This window comes from Paenibacillus sp. IHB B 3415, from assembly GCF_000802655.2.
Taxonomy (GTDB): Bacteria; Bacillota; Bacilli; order Paenibacillales; family Paenibacillaceae; genus Paenibacillus_AQ; species Paenibacillus_AQ phytohabitans.
Window position 1 is genome coordinate 86014 of the sequence record NZ_JUEI01000015.1, and the last position, 20601, is coordinate 106614.

At 44.3% G+C, this 20601-nt stretch carries 21 protein-coding genes and 1 pseudogene; 18 read left to right on the forward strand and 4 right to left on the reverse strand.

Annotated features, from left to right (window positions below):
* Positions 1 to 131: 131 nt before the first annotated feature.
* The gene (locus QW71_RS08145; RefSeq protein WP_039295947.1) at positions 132 to 743 is read right to left on the reverse strand and encodes a TetR/AcrR family transcriptional regulator; all 612 of its coding nucleotides are present in this window, start codon (positions 741 to 743) and stop codon (positions 132 to 134) included.
* A 141-nt stretch (positions 744 to 884) separates the two neighbouring features.
* Between QW71_RS08145 and QW71_RS08150 the strand changes: the two genes are divergently transcribed.
* Positions 885 to 1754 (forward strand): SDR family NAD(P)-dependent oxidoreductase, encoded by an 870-nt coding sequence (locus QW71_RS08150; RefSeq protein ID WP_235441417.1) that lies wholly within the window; start codon positions 885 to 887, stop codon positions 1752 to 1754.
* 43 nt (positions 1755 to 1797) lie between these two features.
* Here the strand turns inward: QW71_RS08150 and QW71_RS41235 are convergent.
* Positions 1798 to 1964, reverse strand: a pseudogene (locus tag QW71_RS41235) (MFS transporter); the annotation flags it as partial.
* A gap of 103 nt (positions 1965 to 2067) precedes the next feature.
* On the opposite strand from QW71_RS41235, the gene QW71_RS40395 reads away from it, so the two are divergent.
* The 3 genes from QW71_RS40395 (at position 2068) to QW71_RS08160 (ending at position 3622) form a co-directional block, all read left to right on the forward strand.
* Positions 2068 to 2244 carry a hypothetical protein gene (locus tag QW71_RS40395; RefSeq protein ID WP_160311786.1) on the forward strand — a complete coding sequence of 59 codons (177 nt, stop codon included), beginning with the start codon at positions 2068 to 2070 and terminating at the stop codon, positions 2242 to 2244.
* 725 nt (positions 2245 to 2969) lie between these two features.
* Complete coding sequence (locus tag QW71_RS08155; protein ID WP_039295952.1) at positions 2970 to 3266, forward strand: hypothetical protein; 297 nt, start codon at positions 2970 to 2972, stop codon at positions 3264 to 3266.
* Between the two features lie 20 nt (positions 3267 to 3286).
* A complete protein-coding gene (locus QW71_RS08160) occupies positions 3287 to 3622 on the forward strand; it encodes a hypothetical protein (protein ID WP_039295955.1) in 336 nt (111 codons plus the stop codon).
* 17 nt (positions 3623 to 3639) lie between these two features.
* Here QW71_RS08160 and QW71_RS08165 read toward each other — a convergent pair whose 3' ends face one another.
* Positions 3640 to 4026 carry a HEPN domain-containing protein gene (locus tag QW71_RS08165; protein WP_047013685.1) on the reverse strand — a complete coding sequence of 129 codons (387 nt, stop codon included), beginning with the start codon at positions 4024 to 4026 and terminating at the stop codon, positions 3640 to 3642.
* Between the two features lie 142 nt (positions 4027 to 4168).
* Between QW71_RS08165 and QW71_RS08170 the strand changes: the two genes are divergently transcribed.
* The 12 genes from QW71_RS08170 (at position 4169) to QW71_RS08220 (ending at position 16562) form a co-directional block, all read left to right on the forward strand.
* Positions 4169 to 4504 (forward strand): helix-turn-helix domain-containing protein, encoded by a 336-nt coding sequence (locus QW71_RS08170; protein ID WP_039295957.1) that lies wholly within the window; start codon positions 4169 to 4171, stop codon positions 4502 to 4504.
* Between the two features lie 199 nt (positions 4505 to 4703).
* Positions 4704 to 7280 carry a U32 family peptidase gene (locus QW71_RS08175; protein ID WP_235441418.1) on the forward strand — a complete coding sequence of 859 codons (2577 nt, stop codon included), beginning with the start codon at positions 4704 to 4706 and terminating at the stop codon, positions 7278 to 7280.
* Between the two features lie 50 nt (positions 7281 to 7330).
* On the forward strand, positions 7331 to 8014 hold the full coding sequence (locus QW71_RS08180; protein WP_039296219.1) for a response regulator transcription factor: 684 nt from the start codon (positions 7331 to 7333) through the stop codon (positions 8012 to 8014).
* On the forward strand, positions 8015 to 9016 hold the full coding sequence (locus QW71_RS08185; RefSeq protein ID WP_039295959.1) for a sensor histidine kinase KdpD: 1002 nt from the start codon (positions 8015 to 8017) through the stop codon (positions 9014 to 9016).
* 101 nt (positions 9017 to 9117) lie between these two features.
* On the forward strand, positions 9118 to 10056 hold the full coding sequence (locus tag QW71_RS08190) for a VanZ family protein (protein ID WP_039295962.1): 939 nt from the start codon (positions 9118 to 9120) through the stop codon (positions 10054 to 10056).
* A 24-nt stretch (positions 10057 to 10080) separates the two neighbouring features.
* The gene (locus QW71_RS08195; protein WP_039295964.1) at positions 10081 to 10764 is read left to right on the forward strand and encodes an ABC transporter ATP-binding protein; all 684 of its coding nucleotides are present in this window, start codon (positions 10081 to 10083) and stop codon (positions 10762 to 10764) included.
* Positions 10761 to 13352 carry an FtsX-like permease family protein gene (locus QW71_RS08200; protein WP_039295967.1) on the forward strand — a complete coding sequence of 864 codons (2592 nt, stop codon included), beginning with the start codon at positions 10761 to 10763 and terminating at the stop codon, positions 13350 to 13352. The genes QW71_RS08195 and QW71_RS08200 overlap by 4 nt, the downstream gene beginning before the upstream one ends.
* Positions 13353 to 13403: 51 nt before the next feature.
* The gene (locus QW71_RS41240; protein WP_235441419.1) at positions 13404 to 13631 is read left to right on the forward strand and encodes a YafY family protein; all 228 of its coding nucleotides are present in this window, start codon (positions 13404 to 13406) and stop codon (positions 13629 to 13631) included.
* 23 nt (positions 13632 to 13654) lie between these two features.
* A complete protein-coding gene (locus tag QW71_RS36985; protein WP_235441420.1) occupies positions 13655 to 14200 on the forward strand; it encodes a YafY family protein in 546 nt (181 codons plus the stop codon).
* Positions 14201 to 14336: 136 nt separating this feature from the next.
* Entirely contained in the window at positions 14337 to 15188 is an 852-nt protein-coding gene (locus QW71_RS08210; RefSeq protein WP_039296222.1) for a DUF2785 domain-containing protein, read from the forward strand.
* Positions 15189 to 15227: 39 nt separating this feature from the next.
* Complete coding sequence (locus QW71_RS08215) at positions 15228 to 15896, forward strand: Type 1 glutamine amidotransferase-like domain-containing protein (protein WP_039295970.1); 669 nt, start codon at positions 15228 to 15230, stop codon at positions 15894 to 15896.
* Positions 15897 to 15917: 21 nt separating this feature from the next.
* Entirely contained in the window at positions 15918 to 16562 is a 645-nt protein-coding gene (locus tag QW71_RS08220) for a DNA alkylation repair protein (RefSeq protein ID WP_039295973.1), read from the forward strand.
* A gap of 531 nt (positions 16563 to 17093) precedes the next feature.
* On the opposite strand, the gene QW71_RS08225 is transcribed toward QW71_RS08220, so the two are convergent.
* On the reverse strand, positions 17094 to 17525 hold the full coding sequence (locus tag QW71_RS08225; RefSeq protein WP_039295976.1) for a MarR family winged helix-turn-helix transcriptional regulator: 432 nt from the start codon (positions 17523 to 17525) through the stop codon (positions 17094 to 17096).
* A gap of 184 nt (positions 17526 to 17709) precedes the next feature.
* Here QW71_RS08225 and QW71_RS08230 point away from each other — a divergent pair, with 184 nt between their 5' ends.
* Both QW71_RS08230 and QW71_RS08235 read left to right on the forward strand, forming a co-directional pair.
* Positions 17710 to 18990 (forward strand): amidohydrolase family protein, encoded by a 1281-nt coding sequence (locus QW71_RS08230; RefSeq protein WP_039295978.1) that lies wholly within the window; start codon positions 17710 to 17712, stop codon positions 18988 to 18990.
* Positions 18991 to 18994: 4 nt separating this feature from the next.
* Positions 18995 to 20443: an MDR family MFS transporter gene (locus QW71_RS08235; RefSeq protein WP_039295981.1), complete on the forward strand. Its 1449-nt coding sequence runs from the start codon at positions 18995 to 18997 to the stop codon at positions 20441 to 20443.
* Positions 20444 to 20601 lie beyond the last annotated feature (158 nt).

Sequence of the window (20601 nt, forward strand, 5' to 3'; positions counted from 1 at the left end):
GAGCTTGCAAGGGCTTATCATGTGGTGAGAAGCGGCAGAAGACACCTATCCTGAAGGTATTATGCAATTTATAAATTAAAGTAGCTGCAAACAAAAAGGCTCCCATTTATCGGGAGCCTTTTTGAATTTGCTTAGGAAGACTTTCCAGACAGTGCAGAACTGCCGGCAGGCCAGGTGGAGAGCGCTTGCTCGGCAACAGCTTCCAGCATGTTGCGGCTGAAGCCGGCCTTGGCTTGAACAGCCATACCGTGGAGCACAGCCATCACGAATGCAGCTAACGCAGCACAGTTCGCATTCTCCGGCAGATCTCCCTCTTGCTTCGCCCGTTCGAAACGATCACGCAGGGAAGTCTCCCCGTCCGCACGTGCATCGACCAGTGCTCGTCGAATCGGTTCGGATTCATCCGAGCCGGCCAAGTCACCGTGGACATATAGACACCCCTTGTGATCCGGGTAACGCGTTTGCAATTCGGCCGCCCCGCGAAAGATACGTGCGACCACCTCCCGCGAGGTCGGCAGCTCCAGCGCCGCCGGAAAGAAATCGTGGTAGTGCTCGTAATAGCGTTCAAGAACCTGGAGGAACAACGCCTCCTTGTTGCCAAACGCGGAATAGAGCGCTGGGCGTTCGACACCCGTAGCCTGCGTCAGGTCCGTGTACGACGTGCCTGCGTACCCTTTTTTCCAAAACACGTAAAGTGCTGCGTCCAGTGCCTGATCTATATCGAATTCGCGGTTACGTCCCATTTTTTTAATCACCTAGCCTTTTTCGTGAAGGTCAAATTTCATACAGCTGCAAGTTCATTTTTATATTCTTTATCATAACACACGTTACAGAATGCTGCCAATCCATTGCGCAGGTAAACACCATATAAAATAATGATCGTTATGTTATTGACAATCTGCACCAAATCAGATAATATCATTTATCATAACGATCGTTATGATATTTTGCGGATAAAAGGAGCAGATCATATGTCGACGAATGAAGGAAGATTCAGTGGTAAGGTTGCTTTGATTACAGGAGCTAGCCGCGGGATGGGGGCTGAAATAGCTAAAAAATTAGCTGCAGGCGGAGCGGAATTTATAGGCGTTCATTACGCAACGAATAGAGATGTGGCTTTGAAGGTTGTTGAAGAACTTAAGGCGCTGGGCGCAAAGTCGGCAGCTCTGGAAGCAGAATTAAACACGGGTATTGCCGGTGTTAACATGCTTTGGTCCGCTTTTGAAGAGGCTGTCCGTTCAGAGATGGGTTCTGTGCAATTGGACATCCTGATCAATAACGCAGGGATTGCACCGGACATTCCTTTCGAAGAAACGTCGGTAGAAACGTTTGAAGATGTCATTAATGTTAACCTTAAAGCTCCTTACTTTCTTATTCAAGCAGCCAGCCCGTTTATACGGAATGATGGGCGGATCATTAACCTTTCAACGGGCTTTACTCGAGTGGCCGGTCCAGCGCGTTCTATTTATGCGGCTTCCAAAGGAGCTATTGAGACACTTACCTTGGCCTTGGCTCCCCTTTTTGCAGCAAAAGGTATTACGGTTAATGCAGTAAGGCCGGGAGTTACGGCTACGGATATGAACAAGGATTGGCTCGCAGACCCGGCAGTTTACGCTGAGGCAGCTTCAATGTCTGCTTTTGGAAGAATTGGTGCCACTGAGGACGTTGCAGATATCGTTGTATTTCTATCCTCTGAGGAAGCGCGATGGATTACGGGGCAGTTCATTGATGCTACCGGAGGAACCAGACTTTAAGAACAGCAAGAGGATCAGGAGCAGGACGAAGGGGTCCTGCTCACAAGCAGGTGCCGACTAAAAATAACGCCATCGCAGACATAAACATCTGGCGAGTCGTGAACCACTGCTGCAGCAATGCGGTCACCGGCACCAGTACGCCGATCACGAGCATATACCCGTCGATAAATATTATATGGTAGAAGCAGAAATGTTGAATCCCCGCATCAAACCAAGAAACGCCATGTACTTGCCTAACTCTGGCTACAGAGATATATTCAATGCAGATGATACAGGTTCAGATCTTATACTTATTAACTAAGGAGAAGCAGCCTTGCGTAAGAAGAAGTATGTTGGTATATCCTCAATTACATTGATTGTGATTATGGTCGTTCTATTCTTCAGCATGAAAAATGTTCTTTTCGACGGCTCTTATAACAAATCAGAGGAACAGGCCACCACAACAACCAGTGAGATGATTAACGAGACAGAGAAACCAGCTGCCACATAGCAGATGACTGGATCAAGGGATATCATTTTACTATCAGCGGGTATAATACTGATCCTAACTCCTCCAAAACACGTCTGCTGCTAAGAGTTATGGGTATCTCGCCGAATTCTCCTAATCGTGAGAATGACAGTTTGAGAATGAGCGCTTTCTTTGATGTCAAAACAGGTGCATTGATGAGCGCTACTGAGATGACAGGCTTCGACAAGGATGGGAATACCATGTGGAAGAATATTGAGCTTAAATACTGATTCATAAAAATACAACATATTACCAAATAAAGAGTTATTATTGATGGAACTTACCGTGCGTTTATTGATACTGGAAATATCCATTCTTCAGGTGAAGTATACGCTGAGTATATTCTTTACTCCCCTGAACGGCGGTTACGGCAATTGGAACTACTTAAGGCATCATAATATACCTCACAAACTGAATAAGATGTACATTCTTCGTTACATTTCTTCTTTAGAGCTCTATAATTCCAATAACCCATTATTTTTTCTCCGATCAATCCAAGTTGCTTGTAATATTCTGCACTCCGTCTAGGAATGTCACTGGCCCTCATCTTGGATATGGGATAAGCATCAAATATTAACATTCAGAAAGCATTCGAGAAACCTGTCCTCGAGATAGTAGGGGATGAGAGTTCTTAGTGGAAATTAAAAACCTGAAAGCGAAGTAAGTGATCAAGCACTCTTACCTTTCTCTAAACATGGAGGATTGTCGTGGACAACAGAAGGTTCATTAAAGCCTATATAAGTTGGAAAAAAGACCCCAGCAGGTTTCCAGTAAACGAATGGATGCGTGACATCGTTGTAAATTATGGTGAAATCAAGGATAAGACAATTTATGGTGATACGTGGACGGTGCTGGTTAGGGTAACAAGACATATTGAGGGTACGTGGGATACTTATGCTGACGTAGCTTTTATAGTTGACGAAGCACCATGGCAATTACTCAAAACAGGTTATAGCTTTAATCTCTGGGCAGGAAAGGATATTGCAATAGTCACTATAGTTTGATTCATTAAGGGGCTAAGATAATGGACGATAATAGGAAATATGCTTTGGTAACACTTTGTATGTTAAAACTTCGTTTCCAGAATGAACTACAAGTAGATTTAATGAACATTCAAAAGAAAACAAAAGAGTTAGTAAATATGGGACTGGATGAGCAATCCATTATAACTTCTATTCAACGCTTACAAGACAGGGGACATGTTAAAAACAATAGTGAGAATTTACTGTTAGCTTCAGGAATTGTGCATCATTATATAGAGATTCTTCAGTATGACGATGAAGATAATATCGAAGAAACCTTAGGCATATTAGAGAATCGTATTCGGAACCATACAGAGCACCGGAGATACGACTTGTAAAATGTATTCGAAATTTCCTAAATCCCCATCCTCCAGCACAACTCCTTAAAAACCTCAGTCGCCCGTCTCATCACTCTCTTCATATCTTCATCCCTTATCACCTCTAACTCATGCTCCTCCCCATTAACGATAAAATTCAACTCGCCAACAAACACTACAATCTCAAGACCAGGATTATAATCTGTATGTATTAGCAGTAATAGATCACTTAATGATATCTCAGTGCCAAACTCTGTCTTATGCTCATAGATGTATAACGCACGAATCATAGAGTTAAGTGCTGAATGACAAAGAAAGAACGCAGTTTTATACTGCTTATGATTTCTCATAATATAAGCTAGCTTCATGTGATATTGAGCAAGCTCTGTATAGTCGTTAATTTTCTCTTGCATGCTTCTTCCCATAGTAAAGGCCTCCTACACCGCTTTTGGAAAAGTATTACACAATTATAATACCTATAGATATTAAAATAAATAATAATATTTATTGTTTGGTGTTTACCTTTAGGAAACTTGTCTACACTTTTGACATAGAGAGGTGAATACCGTGATGGATAAGCAAATACTGAAACTCGTAGGAACCCGGATTCGTGCTCTTCGGAAAGAGCGGGGCTTGTCGCAGGAGGCGCTTGGGGAGAAAGGCGGATTTCATTTTTCATACATAGGACAGATTGAGCGTGGTGAGAAGAACGTTTCTTTATTGAATTTATATAAGATAGCAGAATCGCTTGAAGTTAATTTAATTCAGTTGTTTGCGTATCAGAATGAAGAGTTTATGGTTACCTCGGCGGAGAGCGATATTCAAGATATTGTAGGTATGCTTCGTGACGCTAATGATGAGAAGATACGCGTGGCGAAAAATGTACTTAAAGAATTATTATGAGATCCGTCCCTCAGAGCAAATGAGGTCATTTAAAACAAACGCACAAGCCAGTGGCTTGTGCGTTTTGCTGTAGCTTAAGTATAGTTCTTATTTTATGATTAATGGCAATAGTCTGAAGTTTGAGGCGTAACAAAAAATATCTTTAATAAAGAAATGTCGCTTTAACTAGCGTACAATTTATGGGTCATAGGAGGAAAAAATGACTGAATTATTAGCTCCAGCAGGAAATATGGAAGCTTTAAAAGCTGCAATTTCTAATGGTTGTGATGCAATATACTTAGGAATGCAAAAATTTGGTGCACGTGCATATTGCGGGAGCGAATCCAACAGTGGCAGCGGTCAGATTATGGCGTACATAAATGCCCGGACGGCAGACTCTGCGATTGGGGTATTCCGCGTACAAAGTTTTGCATGTTGGTTAATCATGAAAATGATTTTCGTATTGCTGACCAGTATATCGCTGTCTTCCTTGCTAATCGTTCAGCTTAACATAAAAGAACAAGAAAGAGCCGCCCAGTACTGGGCGGAAAAAATGACTGAATTATTAGCTCCAGCAGGAAATATGGAAGCTTTAAAAGCTGCAATTTCTAATGGTTGTGATGCAATATACTTAGGAATGCAAAAGTTTGGTGCACGTGCATACTCATCTAATTTTGATTTAGAAACGTTAAAAGAGGCTGTTTCGTATGCGCACCTGAGGAACGTTAAAATCTATGTTGCAATGAATACCATCGTTTTTGAAAACGAAGTTGAAGAGATGAAAGAGCAGATACACGAATTAAATAAAATCGGTGTTGATGGCATTATCGTCCAGGACCTGACTGCTTTCGATTATATCGTTAAAAACTTTCTTGATATGGAAGCACATTGTTCAACTCAAATGGGAATAGACGATTTAGACGGAACCTTATTATTTAAAGAACTTGGTGCTAAAAGAGTTGTTCTGTCCCGTGAGGTCAAGGTTGAAAAAGTAAAAGAGATCAAAAGAATAGCTGAAATTCCTTTAGAAATTTTCGTTCACGGTGCTTTATGTGTATCTTATTCGGGAAACTGTCTAATGTCAGGATTACTCGGCAATCGATGCGCAAATCGCGGAAGATGTGTGGGTTCATGCCGTAAGGAGTATGAACTAATCGATAAGACAACAGATACATCTTTAGGGAAAAGCTATATTCTATCTACTAAGGACTTAAACACCATCGATTATATCCATGATTTAAAAGAAATCGATTCTTTAAAAATAGAAGGCCGAATGAAGGCGCCTACGTATGTTGCTAATGTTGTATCCAAATATCGCAAGGCCTTAGATCATAAAATAACCGAAGAAGACAAAGAAAATCTGAAAAAAACATTCAATAGAACATTTACTAAAGGGTATTTGTTTCACGAAGACAGGAGAAATATTACAAACATCTTAAGACCTAATAACTTTGGTTATGAAATTGGAACAATCAGCGGGATTGTTAAAGACATGTATGAAATAACACTTACACGTCCTTTAAATCAGAACGATACCATTCGAATCAGTCACAACAATGAAGATGTTAATTTAACGGTTGCAAAACTGTACGATAAAGATGGCGAATTAATCAACAAAGCAGAGGATGTCTGCTATATCAAAATCAAAGAAAAGATGTCTAAGGGAGATTTAGTATATAAAACGAAGGATTATTTCTATAACAAAGAATTAGAAGCATCACTGGAAAAAGAATTTAAGCGGTTTAACCTCGATATTAGAGTATATGCATGTCCAGATTCAAAGCTTGTCATAGATGCGGAAGGCTTAGGCTTTAATTATTCCTATGAAAGCGAGGAAATACTGGGCGAAGCCATTAATAATCCAACAACGAAAGACCAGGTAATCAAGCAATTCTCAAGATTAAATGATACGATATTCGAACTTAGTCATGTCGAGTATGAGGAATGCAATGCATTTATTCCAGCTAAACTGTTAAATGCAGCAAGAAGAGACATTGTACTGGGCTTGTATGACTTAAAGCTTAACAGCCAGCAGAAAAGAACCAAGGCTTTGGAAGCAAAAGAAAAAATAAGTTTTGCCCATGGAAAACCATACCTTACGGCCTCTGTAACGACTAAGGAACAGTACGATGCTTGCGTGAGCTGTGGAATTAAGGAAATCTATTACGAAAATGTGGTTAGAAGAAATCAGAATGATTATAAGGAACAAGAAGGACAGCTACTAATTGGAGGATATGGGGGGATTAATCACTATAGAGAAACAAACCCGTTTGTTACGGACTATTCTCTAAATGTTATTAATGCCACTAGTTGCTATGAATTATATAAATTAGGTGCTAAACGAGTCACTTTATCTTATGAATTGAATAAGAGCCAAATTGAAGATTTAATGAATGCCTATTATAAAGAAAATGACGGCTATCCTGCACTGGAAATGATTGTATATGGCAGGGCTCCTTTGATGTTTACGAAATATTGTCCGATGAAAAAAATGAATCAATGCAGAATTTGCAAAACGAAGAGCTATGAGTTAAAAGATGAGCACGGAACGTTCCCTATCGTTTCCCATAATGATTGTACAACGACTCTCCTTAATGGGAAGACGCTTAATCTGTTGGATGAGCTACCAAACATCAAAGGAATCGAGGCGCTCAGATTAAACTTCACAGTTGAATCCAAAGAGCAGGTTGTGAAGGTCATTAATATGGCGTCAGGCAAATTAAATGGCTCAATGAATAATGCTGTCTTTAATCAGGAAACAGACACAAGAGGACATTTTAATAAAGAGATTGTGTAGTCGTGGAATTCATTAAATGTTCTAAAATCAATCCTAAGGATGAACTTCAGATGAAAATATTATTAGTTGAAGATGATAAGACGATCGCGTCGGGACTGGAATATTCGCTGCAGCAAGAGGGTTATTGGACCGTTCTCTGCCATGATGTCGCTTCAGCCCGAAAGGTGCTCGCCGAAGACATCGATCAGTTCACTTTGTGCCTGTTCGATTTACAGCTTCCAGACGGAACGGGCTATGAATTATGCAAGATGGTGAAGGAACGACGGGATATTCCGGTCATTTTCTTAACGGTGATTGATGATGAGGTCAATGTTGTGATGGGACTCGATATGGGAGCCGATGATTACATTACCAAACCTTTTCGGGTTCGCGAGCTTCTCTCCAGGATCAAATCCGTCTTGCGGAGATACCAGAAGCTGTCCCACGCCGGAGCGGTCATCGACATTGACAATGTGCGCATCCATACGCTGGAAGGCAAAGTATATAAAAACGGTGCCGAAATTTCGCTAACCGCCTTGGAATACCGCTTATTGCTGATCTTTGGCAACCACGTTGGACAGGTCCTCACCAGGAATCAGCTCTTGGAGCAAATCTGGGACGTGGCCGGCGACTTCGTGAATGACAACACGTTAACGGTCTATATCAAAAGGCTAAGGGAAAAGCTGGAGGATAATCCAGAGCAGCCGGCTCTGATCAAAACGGTACGCGGTTTAGGCTATAAGGTTGGTGATTAGATGCTGCGCAATCGGGAAAATCAAATATTATTACTCGTCATGGGTTCGATCAGCTTATCGGCGATCGTCATTGCTGCTTTCATTTCGTCTGTCACCGCAGCCCTGGTTATTATTGTATCCGTGCTGCTTACCGGCACAGCTTTATTATTCACAAAACGGAGATATTACGAGCTAGAGAAGCTGTCCGTCTATTTGCGGGAGATTAGCAGCGGCCAGGCCTCCCTTGACCCTCGCGATAATCAAGAAGGTGAGCTTAGCATCTTAAAGAATGATATTTACAAGGTGACACGCATGCTCTCCGAGCATCGTTCGCTATTGCAGCGGGATAAGCTTCAACTGACCGATGCCATCTCCGATATTTCACATCAGCTCAAAACACCGATCACCTCTATGACAGTCATGGCAGATCTGTTAAGCGCCCCTGATCTGCCTCCACTCAAAAGAACGGAGTTCACCCATCATATTCGCATTCAGCTTGAACGGATCGATTGGCTTGTTTCATCCTTATTAAAGCTAGCGAAAATGGAAGCGGGAACTATCCCGTTCAAAAAAGATCGAATACACATGGAAACCCTAATCCAAAAGGCACTGGAGCCGGTTATGATTCCGATGGATATTAAGGGACAGACCGTTTCCATCACAGGGGATGACAACGTCTCTTTTGCCGGCGATTTCCATTGGACTGCTGAAGCGGTTATCAATATTTTGAAAAATGGAGTGGAGCATACACCTGAGGGCGGTGCGATTACCATCACATTTTCCGACAACGTGCTATTTACGGAAATCGTTATTGCTGACAACGGAGAGGGCATTCCGAAAGAGGATTTGCCTTATATTTTCAAACGTTTTTATAAAGGAAAAAATGCTAATGAAGGAAGCATCGGTATAGGGCTTGCGATGGCTCACAGCATCATTGCAAGCCAGAACGGCGTGATTGATGTAACGAGCGACAGTGGGACTGGTACAGAGTTTCGGATCAAATTTTATAAGCATGTGATTTAACAGCACTCCGTAAGTGACTGAACTGTCACCTCCAACGTCACTGTAAAGTCATTTTGGACAGATAAAATGATATTTATCAGATGAACGATGGAGGTACAACTATGCAAGTGAAGCAGCAGCGCAAGATTACTTATATTATCACGATAGGCTACGCCCTGATTATTCTTTATTTTATGTTTTTTGCTTTCGGCAGAGCGGATACTGTAGATCAAACCAGTCAGTACACCTTTATTTTTTTGCCGGACGATTTTTTTAGGGTGCCGGGTCTTTCCGATCTTCTACATCCTACACTGATGGACTTGGTGGGTATTGGAAATATCGCAGCCTTCATACCTTTTGGCATACTGTTTCCGTTGTTATACCGCACCAGCTTTGTTCGCTTCATGACAGGGTTTATCCTGTCCATTCTTGTGGTGGAGACCATCCAGGCACTAACATTCCTCGGCAGCTTTGACACGAACGACGTCATAAAGAACTCATTGGGCGCTGCTATTGGATTCGGGGCGTACCAGATTGGCTTCCGTACAAAAAACTACTGGAGAAATATCACTGCTACGGGAATTGCCAGTGCTGTCATAATGCTCGGCGTGTGGGGGGTCTTCGGAGTAGTTGATCAAGTGTTCACCAAAGAGTTGGCCCCTTTTGTAGCGATAAACGAATGGGAAGATAGTACCGGAAATCGATTAACGGGAACCAAACAGGACAGTCTTAAGATTGGCGGTCAAGACGTGACACCCCAATATAATGTGTATGGCATCGAAGGTAAAAAGAAGGAAACATATACGTATTCGCTAGGCAATAAGGGAGAGCTGTATCTTAGCTTGAATTATGGAATTCCTGATCATAAGGATTTTCAGGGCAGCCTTAAGGTTACCGTTGACGGGCATGAGCTCCTGTCTGTATCTGCAGAAGATCAGCTCCATGAGCCGGACAATAGGATCCTTCATCTCACCGGGGCTAATGAGCTTAAGATAACCATTGAGGGGAATGAAATCCTTTGGGATGTTGGATATAGAGAGATGGTATATAACTGGAATTGAGCATCTAGGGAAGGAGGGATGGCAATGGAGATTTTAACAATTGAAAATTTGTCCAAAATATACGGCACAGGCGAATCGGCGGTGAAGGCGCTTGATGATGTTTCCTTTTCGGTCCAAAAAGGTGAATTCGTCGTAATTATCGGACCTTCCGGATCGGGGAAATCGACACTCCTTCATATGCTGGGCGGTGTGGATCGACCGACTGGCGGGAAAGTGTATGTTCAGGATACGGATATGTATACCTTGGACGAAACGCAGCTGGCCATCTTCAGACGCAGGCAAATCGGGCTGATCTACCAGTTTTTCAATCTGATTCCCGTCCTGACGGTGGAAGAGAATATTACGCTGCCGCTCTTGCTGGATCAACAAAAGGTAGATCAAAAGCAATTGGCTGATCTTGTGAATACGTTGAATTTGCAGCATCGATTAAACCATCTGCCGAATCAGCTATCCGGCGGACAGCAGCAGCGTGTCTCGATTGGCAGGGCGATCATCGGCAATCCTGCGATCATGCTGGCCGACGAACCCACCGGGAATCTGGACAGCAGGAATAGCAGCGAGATCGTCGATTTATTGAAAATGCTGAATAAGACCTATCATCAGACACTGATCGTAATCACGCATGACGAACGGATCGCCCTGCAAGCCGACAGAATCATTTCAATTGAAGATGGGAGGATTGCCAAAGACGAGGTGATAAGGCGATGAATATTGTCAATACATTAACCATCCGGCATCTGAAGCAGAACAAGAGACGAACACTTGTGACTATTCTTGGCGTAATTATTTCGGTATCCATGATGACCGCTGTCATTACGCTTATTTTTTCCTTTGCGGATTTAATGATCAGACAAACTATCACAGATACAGGGGAGTGGCATATTCAGTATCAAGATATAACCAAGGAACAGCTTGCGGCGATAAAGGGCGATGATGCAACCAAAACGGTTGCAATCACAAGAGACCTTGGGTATGCCCCATTAGAAGGGGGACAAAATTCCAATAAGTCGTACTTGTTCATTAAGGAATATGATGTGCAAGGGTTCACACAATTTCAGATTGAAATAAGCAAGGGGCGTCTTCCGCACACGGACAAGGAGGTTGTGATCTCCGAGTCTGTTGCAACAAATGGCAAAGTGAAGTACGAAATCGGCGACCGTCTAACGCTTCGCGTCGGCGACCGATTCGAACAAGGGGGCGATCATCCCCTGGATCAGACGGAACCGCTGCGCAGGGAAGACGGCACATTGACCGAGACATTACAGCATAGCAGAATTAAGGATTATACGGTGGTAGGCTTCATTAAACCTCCGGTGTCGGAACCGGCTCGGGCCTCGGGTTATACGATCATTAGCTATGTCGATGATCATATCATCGGAGGGGACGATCGGGTCGATGCGTCGGTGGTCTTGCAGCAGGTCAATCCGTTCTTGTTCGCACATGCGGAGAAGCTGGCTGAGAAAAACCAAATGGACACTGTCCAATATAATAACGATTTGCTTCGTTATTATGGCTTGTCCAGCAGCGGAGCCTCATCCAGCATGATGTTCTCATTATCGGCAATCATTATGGGGGCCATTATAATTGGCTCGGTTGGGCTCATCTATAACGCTTTTGCGATATCCGTCTCGGAACGCTCCCGCCATTTAGGGATGCTCGCGAGCGTGGGGGCGACGAAAAGGCAGAAGCGAAATTCCGTATTTTTTGAAGGTATCGTCATTGGTTTGATCAGCATTCCCATTGGCATCTTATGCGGTCTTGCCGGAATCGGAATCACCTTTTCGTTCATGAACACAATGATTGAAGGGGCATTATGGACTAGTGAAAAGCTGAGGCTTATCGTCACGCCGTTATTGCTCTTGATTACTTGTCTTGTTTCGATGCTGACGATTTTCGTTTCGGCGTATCTCCCGGCGATTAAAGCATCCAGGGTATCTCCCATGGACGCGATTCGCCAAACCACCGACGTAAAGCTTACGGCCAAAGCAGTGAAGACGTCGAAGATCATTCGTAAGCTCTTCGGAATCGAAGCAGAAATCGGGCTGAAAAACTTAAAAAGGAACAAACGAAGATATCATGTTATTCTTTTTTCGCTGGTCATCAGCATCGTTTTGTTTTTGACGATATCGTTTTTCACGACTGGCCTGACACAATCTCTGGCATTGTCGCTGGAAGGCATCAATTACGATATTGAAGTGTCGTCCAGTAATGGCGAAAGACTAGATGACCGGTTGATGCAATCGCTTGTATCTCTGGATGGCGTCACGGAATACAACGTGAGTCATGAGTTAGTCAGGAACGCTTGGGTCGATGCAGCAAGCATCGCCGACGAGTTGCAAGAGAAGGTTAAGCAGGATAAAAGTATGCTGCAAGACGGGAAATACCCTTACGAAATTAAGCTCTATGCACTGAATGATTCGAGCCTGCAAGCCTATGCTAGAGCGGCTCACGCAGATTACGAACAGCTTACGGATCTGGATCATCCCGCCGCAATCGTGATGGATACGATTCATTACAAAGATATAGATACGGGTAAATATATTCAGACGAAGTCCATATATGCGAATATCGGTCAACATATCGAGCTAACGAGTTTTTTTAATGAGAGCGGGGAAGAAACGAAGGCAAATAAAGTGATAGTTGCCGCATTGACGGATAAGGCACCGATGGGGATGAGCCCGGTAGGCGTAGGCGGGTTAAATATGATCGTGTCGGAACGCGTCATGAATCGGCTGGCAGACGGCGAGGAGCTGGCTAACGCTTCGATGTATCTCCATTTGAAAAGCACGGAACCGGTGAAAACGCAGCAGGAAATTGAAGCGATGAATGAGACCAATCTGAATGTCTACAATGTATATCAATCCAGAATAAGAGAAGAACAACAGATTCTGCTGATGAACGTCTTTTCTTACGGTTTTATCGTATTAATCTCTGCGATTTCCGTTGCGAACATCTTTAATACGATCTCAACAGGGCTGGCTCTTCGCAAACGGGAATTTGCGATGCTGAAATCGGTAGGCGCGACGCCAAAGGGGTTTGCAAAAATGCTGAACTATGAGAGTGTTTTTTATGGGGTCAAGTCGCTCTTGTATGGGCTTCCTGTCAGTTTCGCCGTGATGGTTCTGATCTATAAAGCATTTGCGAACAAATTCAGCTATGGGTTCACCCTGCCCTGGATGAGCATTCTGTCTGTCATTGTGTGTGTATTTGTCATTGTCAGCTCTGCGGTTGTTTATTCCGGAGCTAAAGTAAAAAAGGAGAATATTATTGATGCATTAAAGCAAGAGAATATATGATTCACTTACTTCACCCAGAGGAGGAGACGTTACCCGACGTCACACACAATCATGCGAGTCGACCGATTGCTCTCCATGCTGCTGATCATCTCCGGTAAAGGTACGGTAACGGGCAAGGAGCTTGCCGAGCATTTCGAGGTATCCTTGCGGACGATCTACCGGGATATCGAAAAAATAAGCGAAGCCGGCATACCGGTTGCATCGTCCAGCGGCAAGGGCGGAGGATACTATATTATGGACAGCTATAATATAAGCGGGAGTCCGATAAGCACAAACTGACTCTGGATATGTCCCATTTCAGCATGGAGCAGGAAATTAAAGAATACATTGGGATCATAAGCAAGGCCATCACGGATAACAGGCTGCTGGTGTTCGACTATATCAACAGGGATATGGAATACCTGGAACGAACGGTAGAGCCAAGCTGGATTGACTTTCGCCATGGAGATTGGTATGTGATAGGCTTTTGCCGGGTCAGAGAGGATTACCGCAGATTCAAGCTCGTGCGGATCAAGCAACTGAAGCAGGGGCCGCCTTTTGCAAAAAGAGAGCTGCCGGAAGACCAAATCGCCGAGGTTATTAAGCAAAGCTATTCGCAGCGGGACATACAGGTTGTACTCAGATTCACTTCGCGAATTGGTGCGCAGCTTCCCGAGTATTTTGAGAAAGAGAAGATTAGCCGGCGTGAAGACGGCTTCTATCTCGTGACGGATACTTATCCTTATGAGGAGGGTCTGCTGAAATTCATTCTAAGCTTCGGCAAGGAGTGCGAGCTGCTGGAGCCTCGTGAATTACGGACGGAGCTGCAGCAATATATGCAGAATATGCTTCTATCTTACAATGACTGACGCCCTGGTGTCAGTCATTGTGTTCTATAGTAGGGATATCGGCGGAAAGAATACATAACGCCCGCTATAACTAGGCTAGGAGTGAAACGATTAAATGAAAGCCGGCATTGTGTACAATGATTGCAATGAATGGGATATGGAGAACACACGAATAGAACTGATACGGAAGCTGCAAAGATTGGAGGAGGAAGGCTATATCCTGCGTGAGGGAGAAAGGTTACACGACTTTACCTCTCTGATGCTGCGGCATATTGGCGATCCGGAGTCAGAGCTCCGCGAGCATATCTATTCCACTTTTCACATATGGCTGAAGCGCGATAATAAGTTCTCCTGTGAGGAAATGCGGCAACTTTTGGCTGTCCTGATGGATGACCGGCATTTGTTCTATCGGATTGGAACCGAAGATGACAATAGCGTACTCACCAGGGCGTTTGCGGTTCTGCCTGTCGTTCTTATTGTACAGCGGCACAGGAATAATTCATTCTTGACTCCAAATGAGTTCCGGCATCTAAAGTATTCGCTGCTTCGCTACTACCAGGAGGAGAAGGACCTGCGCGGTTATCTGGCAGTTGAAGGCTGGGCTCATGCCGCGGCCCACGGGGCGGATGCCCTGGAGGAGCTGATCCGCTGTCCGGAAAGCGATAGTACGGTGCAGCGCGAGGTGCTGGGGGCGATTACAGGGATGCTGCATAACGGTGTCCGGATTTTTGACGAGGAGGAAGACGAGCGCATGGCCAGCATTGTGGACACGATGATTAGCGAAGCGCTGCTTCCGCAGCAGGAGATTGCCGACTGGATTCATAGCTTGTCGCTGTGTACGGAATGGCCGGATACGCGCGCACAGAGAGTCGCCAGAGTAAACGGGAAAAATTTTGTGCGCAGCCTGTATTTTAGAACGAGGGCCCACAATGACGGAAATAATCTTATTCTTACCGGTGCCATGCTGACGGCTGAAGCTAAATTAAACTGCTTTAAAGAGGCTAATTAAGAAGTGCGCTAGAAATGATACATATGGAGGTAATTAAGTTTGAGTACTCACTACTATTTCAGTTGGTTTAATCATTTTTTTCCAGAGAAGCTGGTCCATTGTTTGCAGGAGGATATACAAGACAGACAATCGCTTGTTATGATTAGCGCTGACCCGTCTGGTTACACAGATGAGCCAATTAACTTTGATGAACTTTCTGAATGGACATGGCTGAATCAGGCTAACATTATTTTTGATGAATATCATTTCATTGATTACCGTATGCAGAAGGAGGATGCCCAGAGGTTAATTCACAACGCTTCTGTCATTTTTTTATGCGGTGGGTATCCTGTTTTGCAGAGCGGTTTTTTGGCGGATTATGAATTATCGGATATTATTAAGAACAGCAATGCCGTTATACTGGGTGCCAGCGCCGGTGCGCTGAACATGGCTGCCAAATGGTTAAGCATGAATAACACTGGCGATGAAGTTGAAACAAGTACGATTTATGAGGGGATTGGCTTTGATCATTTTGCCTATGAATCCCATTCTAAGCGTGGCTACGCCACGTTTGTTCAAGGCTATCTGTTCCCCTTGTCTGAAGAGATTGATGTTTATGCGGCAGAACAGGAGAGCGCTATACGTGTAAAGGACGGCAAAATAGAAACAATGGGTCCTTTATATTTGATTTCCCGCTCAAAGATTCAGAAATTGGTTGAGACGCTCTAATTAGGGAGAGGGGCTACCGAAATGAAACACTCTTCAAAAGCAGAAAACATTCTTCTACAGATCAATAGTAAAACGAAGCTAGGCGACTTACGAAAAATCGCGAAGGACATTAAAAAAGATCACGAACTAGCTATGGAACTTTGGTCAACCGAAGAGTTTTTGCCCAGACTATTAGCAATCTTAATTATGGATAAAAAATTCCTTTCACAAGAAGTGCTAAATAAGCTTGATAAGGATATGCAGACGCATAATTTTGATGAGCGAAATAACTTAATGGATTGGTTAATGGCTAATCAGCTCACCAAAGACAAAAAGACAATTGCATTAATGGAGTCATGGGAAAATAGTCCTTCTGCTCTTCAACGGCGAGCTTTCTGGTATTATCAAGCGCGATTGAGATGGACTGGACAAACACCGCCTGATAACACCACAGACTTACTATCTACATTAGAAGCTAAAATTACGCAGGAAGAACCGGAAGTGCAATGGGCTATGAATTTCACCACAGGCTGGATAGGCGTTTATGATGAAAAGAATCGTGCGCGTTGTATTCAACTTGGTAAGGAAACGGGTCTTTATAAAGATGAAATGGTATCAAAGGGCTGTACTCCCAATTATTTACCGGAGTTCATTGCGATTGAAGTTAACAAACGAAATAATAATTAGTCACCTCTCAATATGGACCTGTATCCAGAGTATCCCGGTAAGCGGCGGAAGAGATAAACTCTCTTCGGCCGCTATTTTTTTTAGATGAACATCATTTCGCTCCATTTCTACTTCCCATTATTAAGTTTTCTTTAAGTTTCATATGAGGGTTAAGTTGCTATGCTAACATAATTGAAGATAACAAATGGATGCACAAGAGGCTGGACACTGTATAGGGTGTCAGTCGTTTTTTTTCATGTAATACATTTATTGGGGGGAATAGTCTTTGCTGCATTTCAACCTGCTACGGATACGCCGTATCTAGTAGAAACCTATGCTAAGAATTTACATGATAAGGGCTACACATTAGTCGATACCGAAAAATTAAGAGGAAAAACGAACATTGTACCTTCAGTAGATCCGAAAGACATCACAGCATTATCAAATTCATAATCATGAAATAACTGGCCGCATCAACTGCACGAAGTTAGAGGGAATATTCCACCGCATCTTTGTGCGGGCTCAACTTGATCTTACCATCCATGACCGCTACTACATGGTGACCTTTACTTTAATTAGTAATTTCTTGAGGGACTCACTTTCTGCTTCGGTAAGGCCTTGGATAATGCTCTTTTCGACTTCCATGAATATTGTATTGAATTCTTCAACGAGGTCGTTCCCTTTTTTCAATAAATATATTTTTTTCTGGCGCTCATTATCTTCCGGAATCACCCGCTTGATGTATCCCTTCTTCTCCAGCCCTTGAAGCATACTGGTGATGGTGGCACCCTTCCGGTTGAAATATTCAGCCAAATCCTTCTGGATCACCCCTTTGTCTTGATGTTCAAAAATATAGCCCATCATTTGCCCCTGCTGAGCGTTCAGGCCCAGCTCCGACAATCGGGCGTTCGCCATGCTTCTAATCTTCATTCCAATGGATCGGATTAAATCCGAATAGGGGGTAAGCGAAACATGTTCTGTCATAATGCACACGGTTCCCTTTCTATACTTAGAATTCTAACTTTAAGAAAATCATAATGTCCTTTCATCTAACTGTCAATTACACAATGTTTGCATTCTAACAGATAATATATTGACAATTAGAGTTCTAACTATTATAGTTCTATCTATAAAAATTACATTCATATCATAACTGGAGGGAAACGCAATGATTACTGCAATTACCAATGCAAGAATTTTTGACGGCGAGAAAGTGATTGGAGCTGAAACGGTCCTGATCGAAGGTGGGAAGATTATATCGGTGGGCGGTGAAATTCCCGAAGATGCGATCATTATCGATGCTGAAGGAGGGACTTTGCTTCCCGGTCTGATCGATGCGCATGTTCACACTTCCGTGGAAGGTCTGCGGGACGCTCTGCAATTCGGAGTTACGACAGAACTGGAAATGATGGGCGGATTCACGAAAAATGGCCGCGAGACACAATTGAAAGGGATCGAGGATATTGCCGATGTACGATCTGCAGGGATGGGGGTCACACCTCCCGGTGGTCATCCGGATGAACTCATGCCTGGAGACGGAGAAATTCCGGATTTTGTACTGAAGGAATTGGAGAAGATGAGTGAAGAAGATCGGAATGCCCTGCTGGCTGCTCATGCACATGATCATGGAGAGGCTCCTTCGTTATCAACCCCGGACGAGGCTATAACATTCGTGGGTGATCAAGTTAGAGATGGAGCTGACTATATCAAGATTATGATCGAAGAAGGAACCGTATTAGCAGCGCCTGGACTGCCGGTCTTAAGCCAGGACATTCTGAGAGCGGCTGTAGAGGAAGCGCATCGGCATCACAAGATTGCGATTGCCCATGTATTGACTGCGGAATCCTCCCGGCAAGCGATAGAGGTTGGTGTCGAGGGACTCGCTCACTTATTCATCGACCGCCCTGAAACGACTCCGGAACTGGTGAGAATGATTGCGGAGGCGGGTGCTTTTGTTACGCCATGTCTCGTCTTGAACTCCTCAATTATCGGTAAACCCGCTTCGGAAATGGCAGAAGATCCGCGTGTGAGTTCCAAGCTTAGTCCGGAATGGATCGATACTCTGAATGCCAGCTTCAATACCTACCCGCAAGGCAGTATGGAAGACAACTATCGGAACGTAATGGACCTTCACCACGCAGGTGTAGACATTCTGGTGGGTACAGATGTCTCTGTACCGGTACCAACGCTTGGCGGACTTGCCCATGGAGTAAGCGTACACCATGAAATGCAGCTATTGGTGGAAGCGGGATTCACACCTGTAGAAGCCCTTCAGTCAGCAACTTCGAAGACGGCCCGCCGCTTCGGCTTGGATGACCGCGGTCGTATTGTGGAAGGGGCAAGAGCTGACTTGGTGTGGGTTGACGGCGATCCGACGACCCATATTTCAGATACGTTATCGATCCGCGAAGTATGGCAGCGCGGTATTCAAAAATTGGCGAAGGCCTGAAATCATGATGGCGCAATCTCAGAATGCACAAGCAGATTTTTCATTGCGAAAGATATTACCCATATTATTGACTGTCGCCGCCGGCATGTTCCTGGTTATCCTGGATAGTACGGTCATGAACGTGGCTGTACCCAAGCTGGTTCAGTCGTTCGACACCAACCTTGGCACTGTTCAATGGGTGATCACCGCGTATACGTTAGCCATGTCGGCTGTCATCCCGCTGGCGGGCTGGTTCTCGGATCGTTTCTCAGCCAAGCGGGTGTTTATTCTAAGTATTGTTCTGTTTATACTGGCTTCCGTACTTTGTTCGTTCGCCCAGACGCCGGAGCAGTTGATTATATTCCGGATCATTCAAGGGCTGGGAGGCGGCATGGTTGCTCCAATCGGAATTGCTACGGTCTTCCGGATTTCACCGCCCGACAAACGAGGCTCCATCATGGGGATTCTCGGCATCCCGATGTTGTTGGCCCCGATTCTAGGTCCTGTGCTGTCGGGCTCGTTGATCGAATACATCAATTGGCATTGGATTTTTCTCATTAATATTCCGGTTGGAATGATTGCATTGTTGATGGCCCTAAAATACCTTCCGTCCTCCAATCCGGTGCATGAGATGAAATTGGATGTTCTGGGCGCGTTTCTTGCCCCGATCGCCTTTGCCTCACTTGTATTCGGTGTTCATCAGGCAGGAGATGAGGGGATGTCAAACGTGTGGGCGCTCGGCTCCCTGGTTGTTGGGGCTGTTGTTTTACTGATCTTCATTTGGCATGAACTCCGGCAGAAGCAGCCACTGCTAGAACTGCGGACATTTCGTTCCCCGGCGTTTACGCATGGCATTATCTTAGGCTGGACCAACCAGATTGCCCTCTTCGGAAGCATGCTGCTGTTCACGCTCTATCTGCAACAAGCCAAGGGACTTTCTCCACTGGAGGCTGGATTGTACGTTATTCCCCAAGCAATCTTATCGACCATCGGAATTAACGTCGGTGGCAGGTTGTTTGACAAATATGGTATACGTCCCGTTGCTATTACCGGGATAACGTCACTAGCCTGCGCCTTGTTCGCATTGACTCGAATTACCGCAGACACTAGCTCACTCTATATCATGTGTAGCTTTGCATTTGTAGGACTGGGCCAAGGATTGACAATGATGCAGATTAACACCCATGTTCTCAAGTCGGCGCCCAAGGAGCTTGTCAGTCGTGTAACGCCGATTACAGCCTCCGCGCAGCAAATCATGTCATCATTCGGAATCACGATAACGACCGCTTACCTCACGAGGCAGATCCGGAATTTACCTGTACAGCACACCATAGAGGATGTGGGGCGGGCATTTGGTCATTCCTTCTGGATTACGTTCTCCTTCGCGCTAGTCGCCTTGGTTTTGAGTTTGTTTCTGAAGACGTCCCCGGCGACGAATTCGGATAAACAGACAGGCATGTCCAGAACGTCATGAGCGAACTACCGTTAGTCCTTGAGGAATAAAATCATAAATCATGTTAAAAACTAAGAGCGCATACCTGATAGGTTGCGCTCTTAGTTTTGTCTTTTGGATAAAGGAATCCAACCTATTTTTGAACAACGTTCCGATCATCTCCACTTAGTCGGCTTTCG

Coding starts and splice junctions, on each gene's coding strand:
- QW71_RS08150 (WP_235441417.1), top strand. CDS start 885: ATGTTATTGACAATCTGCACCAAATCAGATAATATCATTTATCATAAC.
- QW71_RS08190 (WP_039295962.1), top strand. CDS start 9,118: ATGCAAGTGAAGCAGCAGCGCAAGATTACTTATATTATCACGATAGGC.
- QW71_RS36985 (WP_235441420.1), top strand. CDS start 13,655: ATGGAGCAGGAAATTAAAGAATACATTGGGATCATAAGCAAGGCCATC.
- QW71_RS08180 (WP_039296219.1), top strand. CDS start 7,331: ATGAAAATATTATTAGTTGAAGATGATAAGACGATCGCGTCGGGACTG.
- QW71_RS08195 (WP_039295964.1), top strand. CDS start 10,081: ATGGAGATTTTAACAATTGAAAATTTGTCCAAAATATACGGCACAGGC.
- QW71_RS08165 (WP_047013685.1), bottom strand. CDS start 4,026: ATGGGAAGAAGCATGCAAGAGAAAATTAACGACTATACAGAGCTTGCT.
- QW71_RS41240 (WP_235441419.1), top strand. CDS start 13,404: ATGCGAGTCGACCGATTGCTCTCCATGCTGCTGATCATCTCCGGTAAA.
- QW71_RS08200 (WP_039295967.1), top strand. CDS start 10,761: ATGAATATTGTCAATACATTAACCATCCGGCATCTGAAGCAGAACAAG.
- QW71_RS08220 (WP_039295973.1), top strand. CDS start 15,918: ATGAAACACTCTTCAAAAGCAGAAAACATTCTTCTACAGATCAATAGT.
- QW71_RS08230 (WP_039295978.1), top strand. CDS start 17,710: ATGATTACTGCAATTACCAATGCAAGAATTTTTGACGGCGAGAAAGTG.
- QW71_RS08175 (WP_235441418.1), top strand. CDS start 4,704: ATGACTGAATTATTAGCTCCAGCAGGAAATATGGAAGCTTTAAAAGCT.
- QW71_RS08210 (WP_039296222.1), top strand. CDS start 14,337: ATGGAGAACACACGAATAGAACTGATACGGAAGCTGCAAAGATTGGAG.
- QW71_RS08185 (WP_039295959.1), top strand. CDS start 8,015: ATGCTGCGCAATCGGGAAAATCAAATATTATTACTCGTCATGGGTTCG.
- QW71_RS08160 (WP_039295955.1), top strand. CDS start 3,287: ATGGACGATAATAGGAAATATGCTTTGGTAACACTTTGTATGTTAAAA.
- QW71_RS08235 (WP_039295981.1), top strand. CDS start 18,995: ATGATGGCGCAATCTCAGAATGCACAAGCAGATTTTTCATTGCGAAAG.
- QW71_RS08225 (WP_039295976.1), bottom strand. CDS start 17,525: ATGACAGAACATGTTTCGCTTACCCCCTATTCGGATTTAATCCGATCC.
- QW71_RS08145 (WP_039295947.1), bottom strand. CDS start 743: ATGGGACGTAACCGCGAATTCGATATAGATCAGGCACTGGACGCAGCA.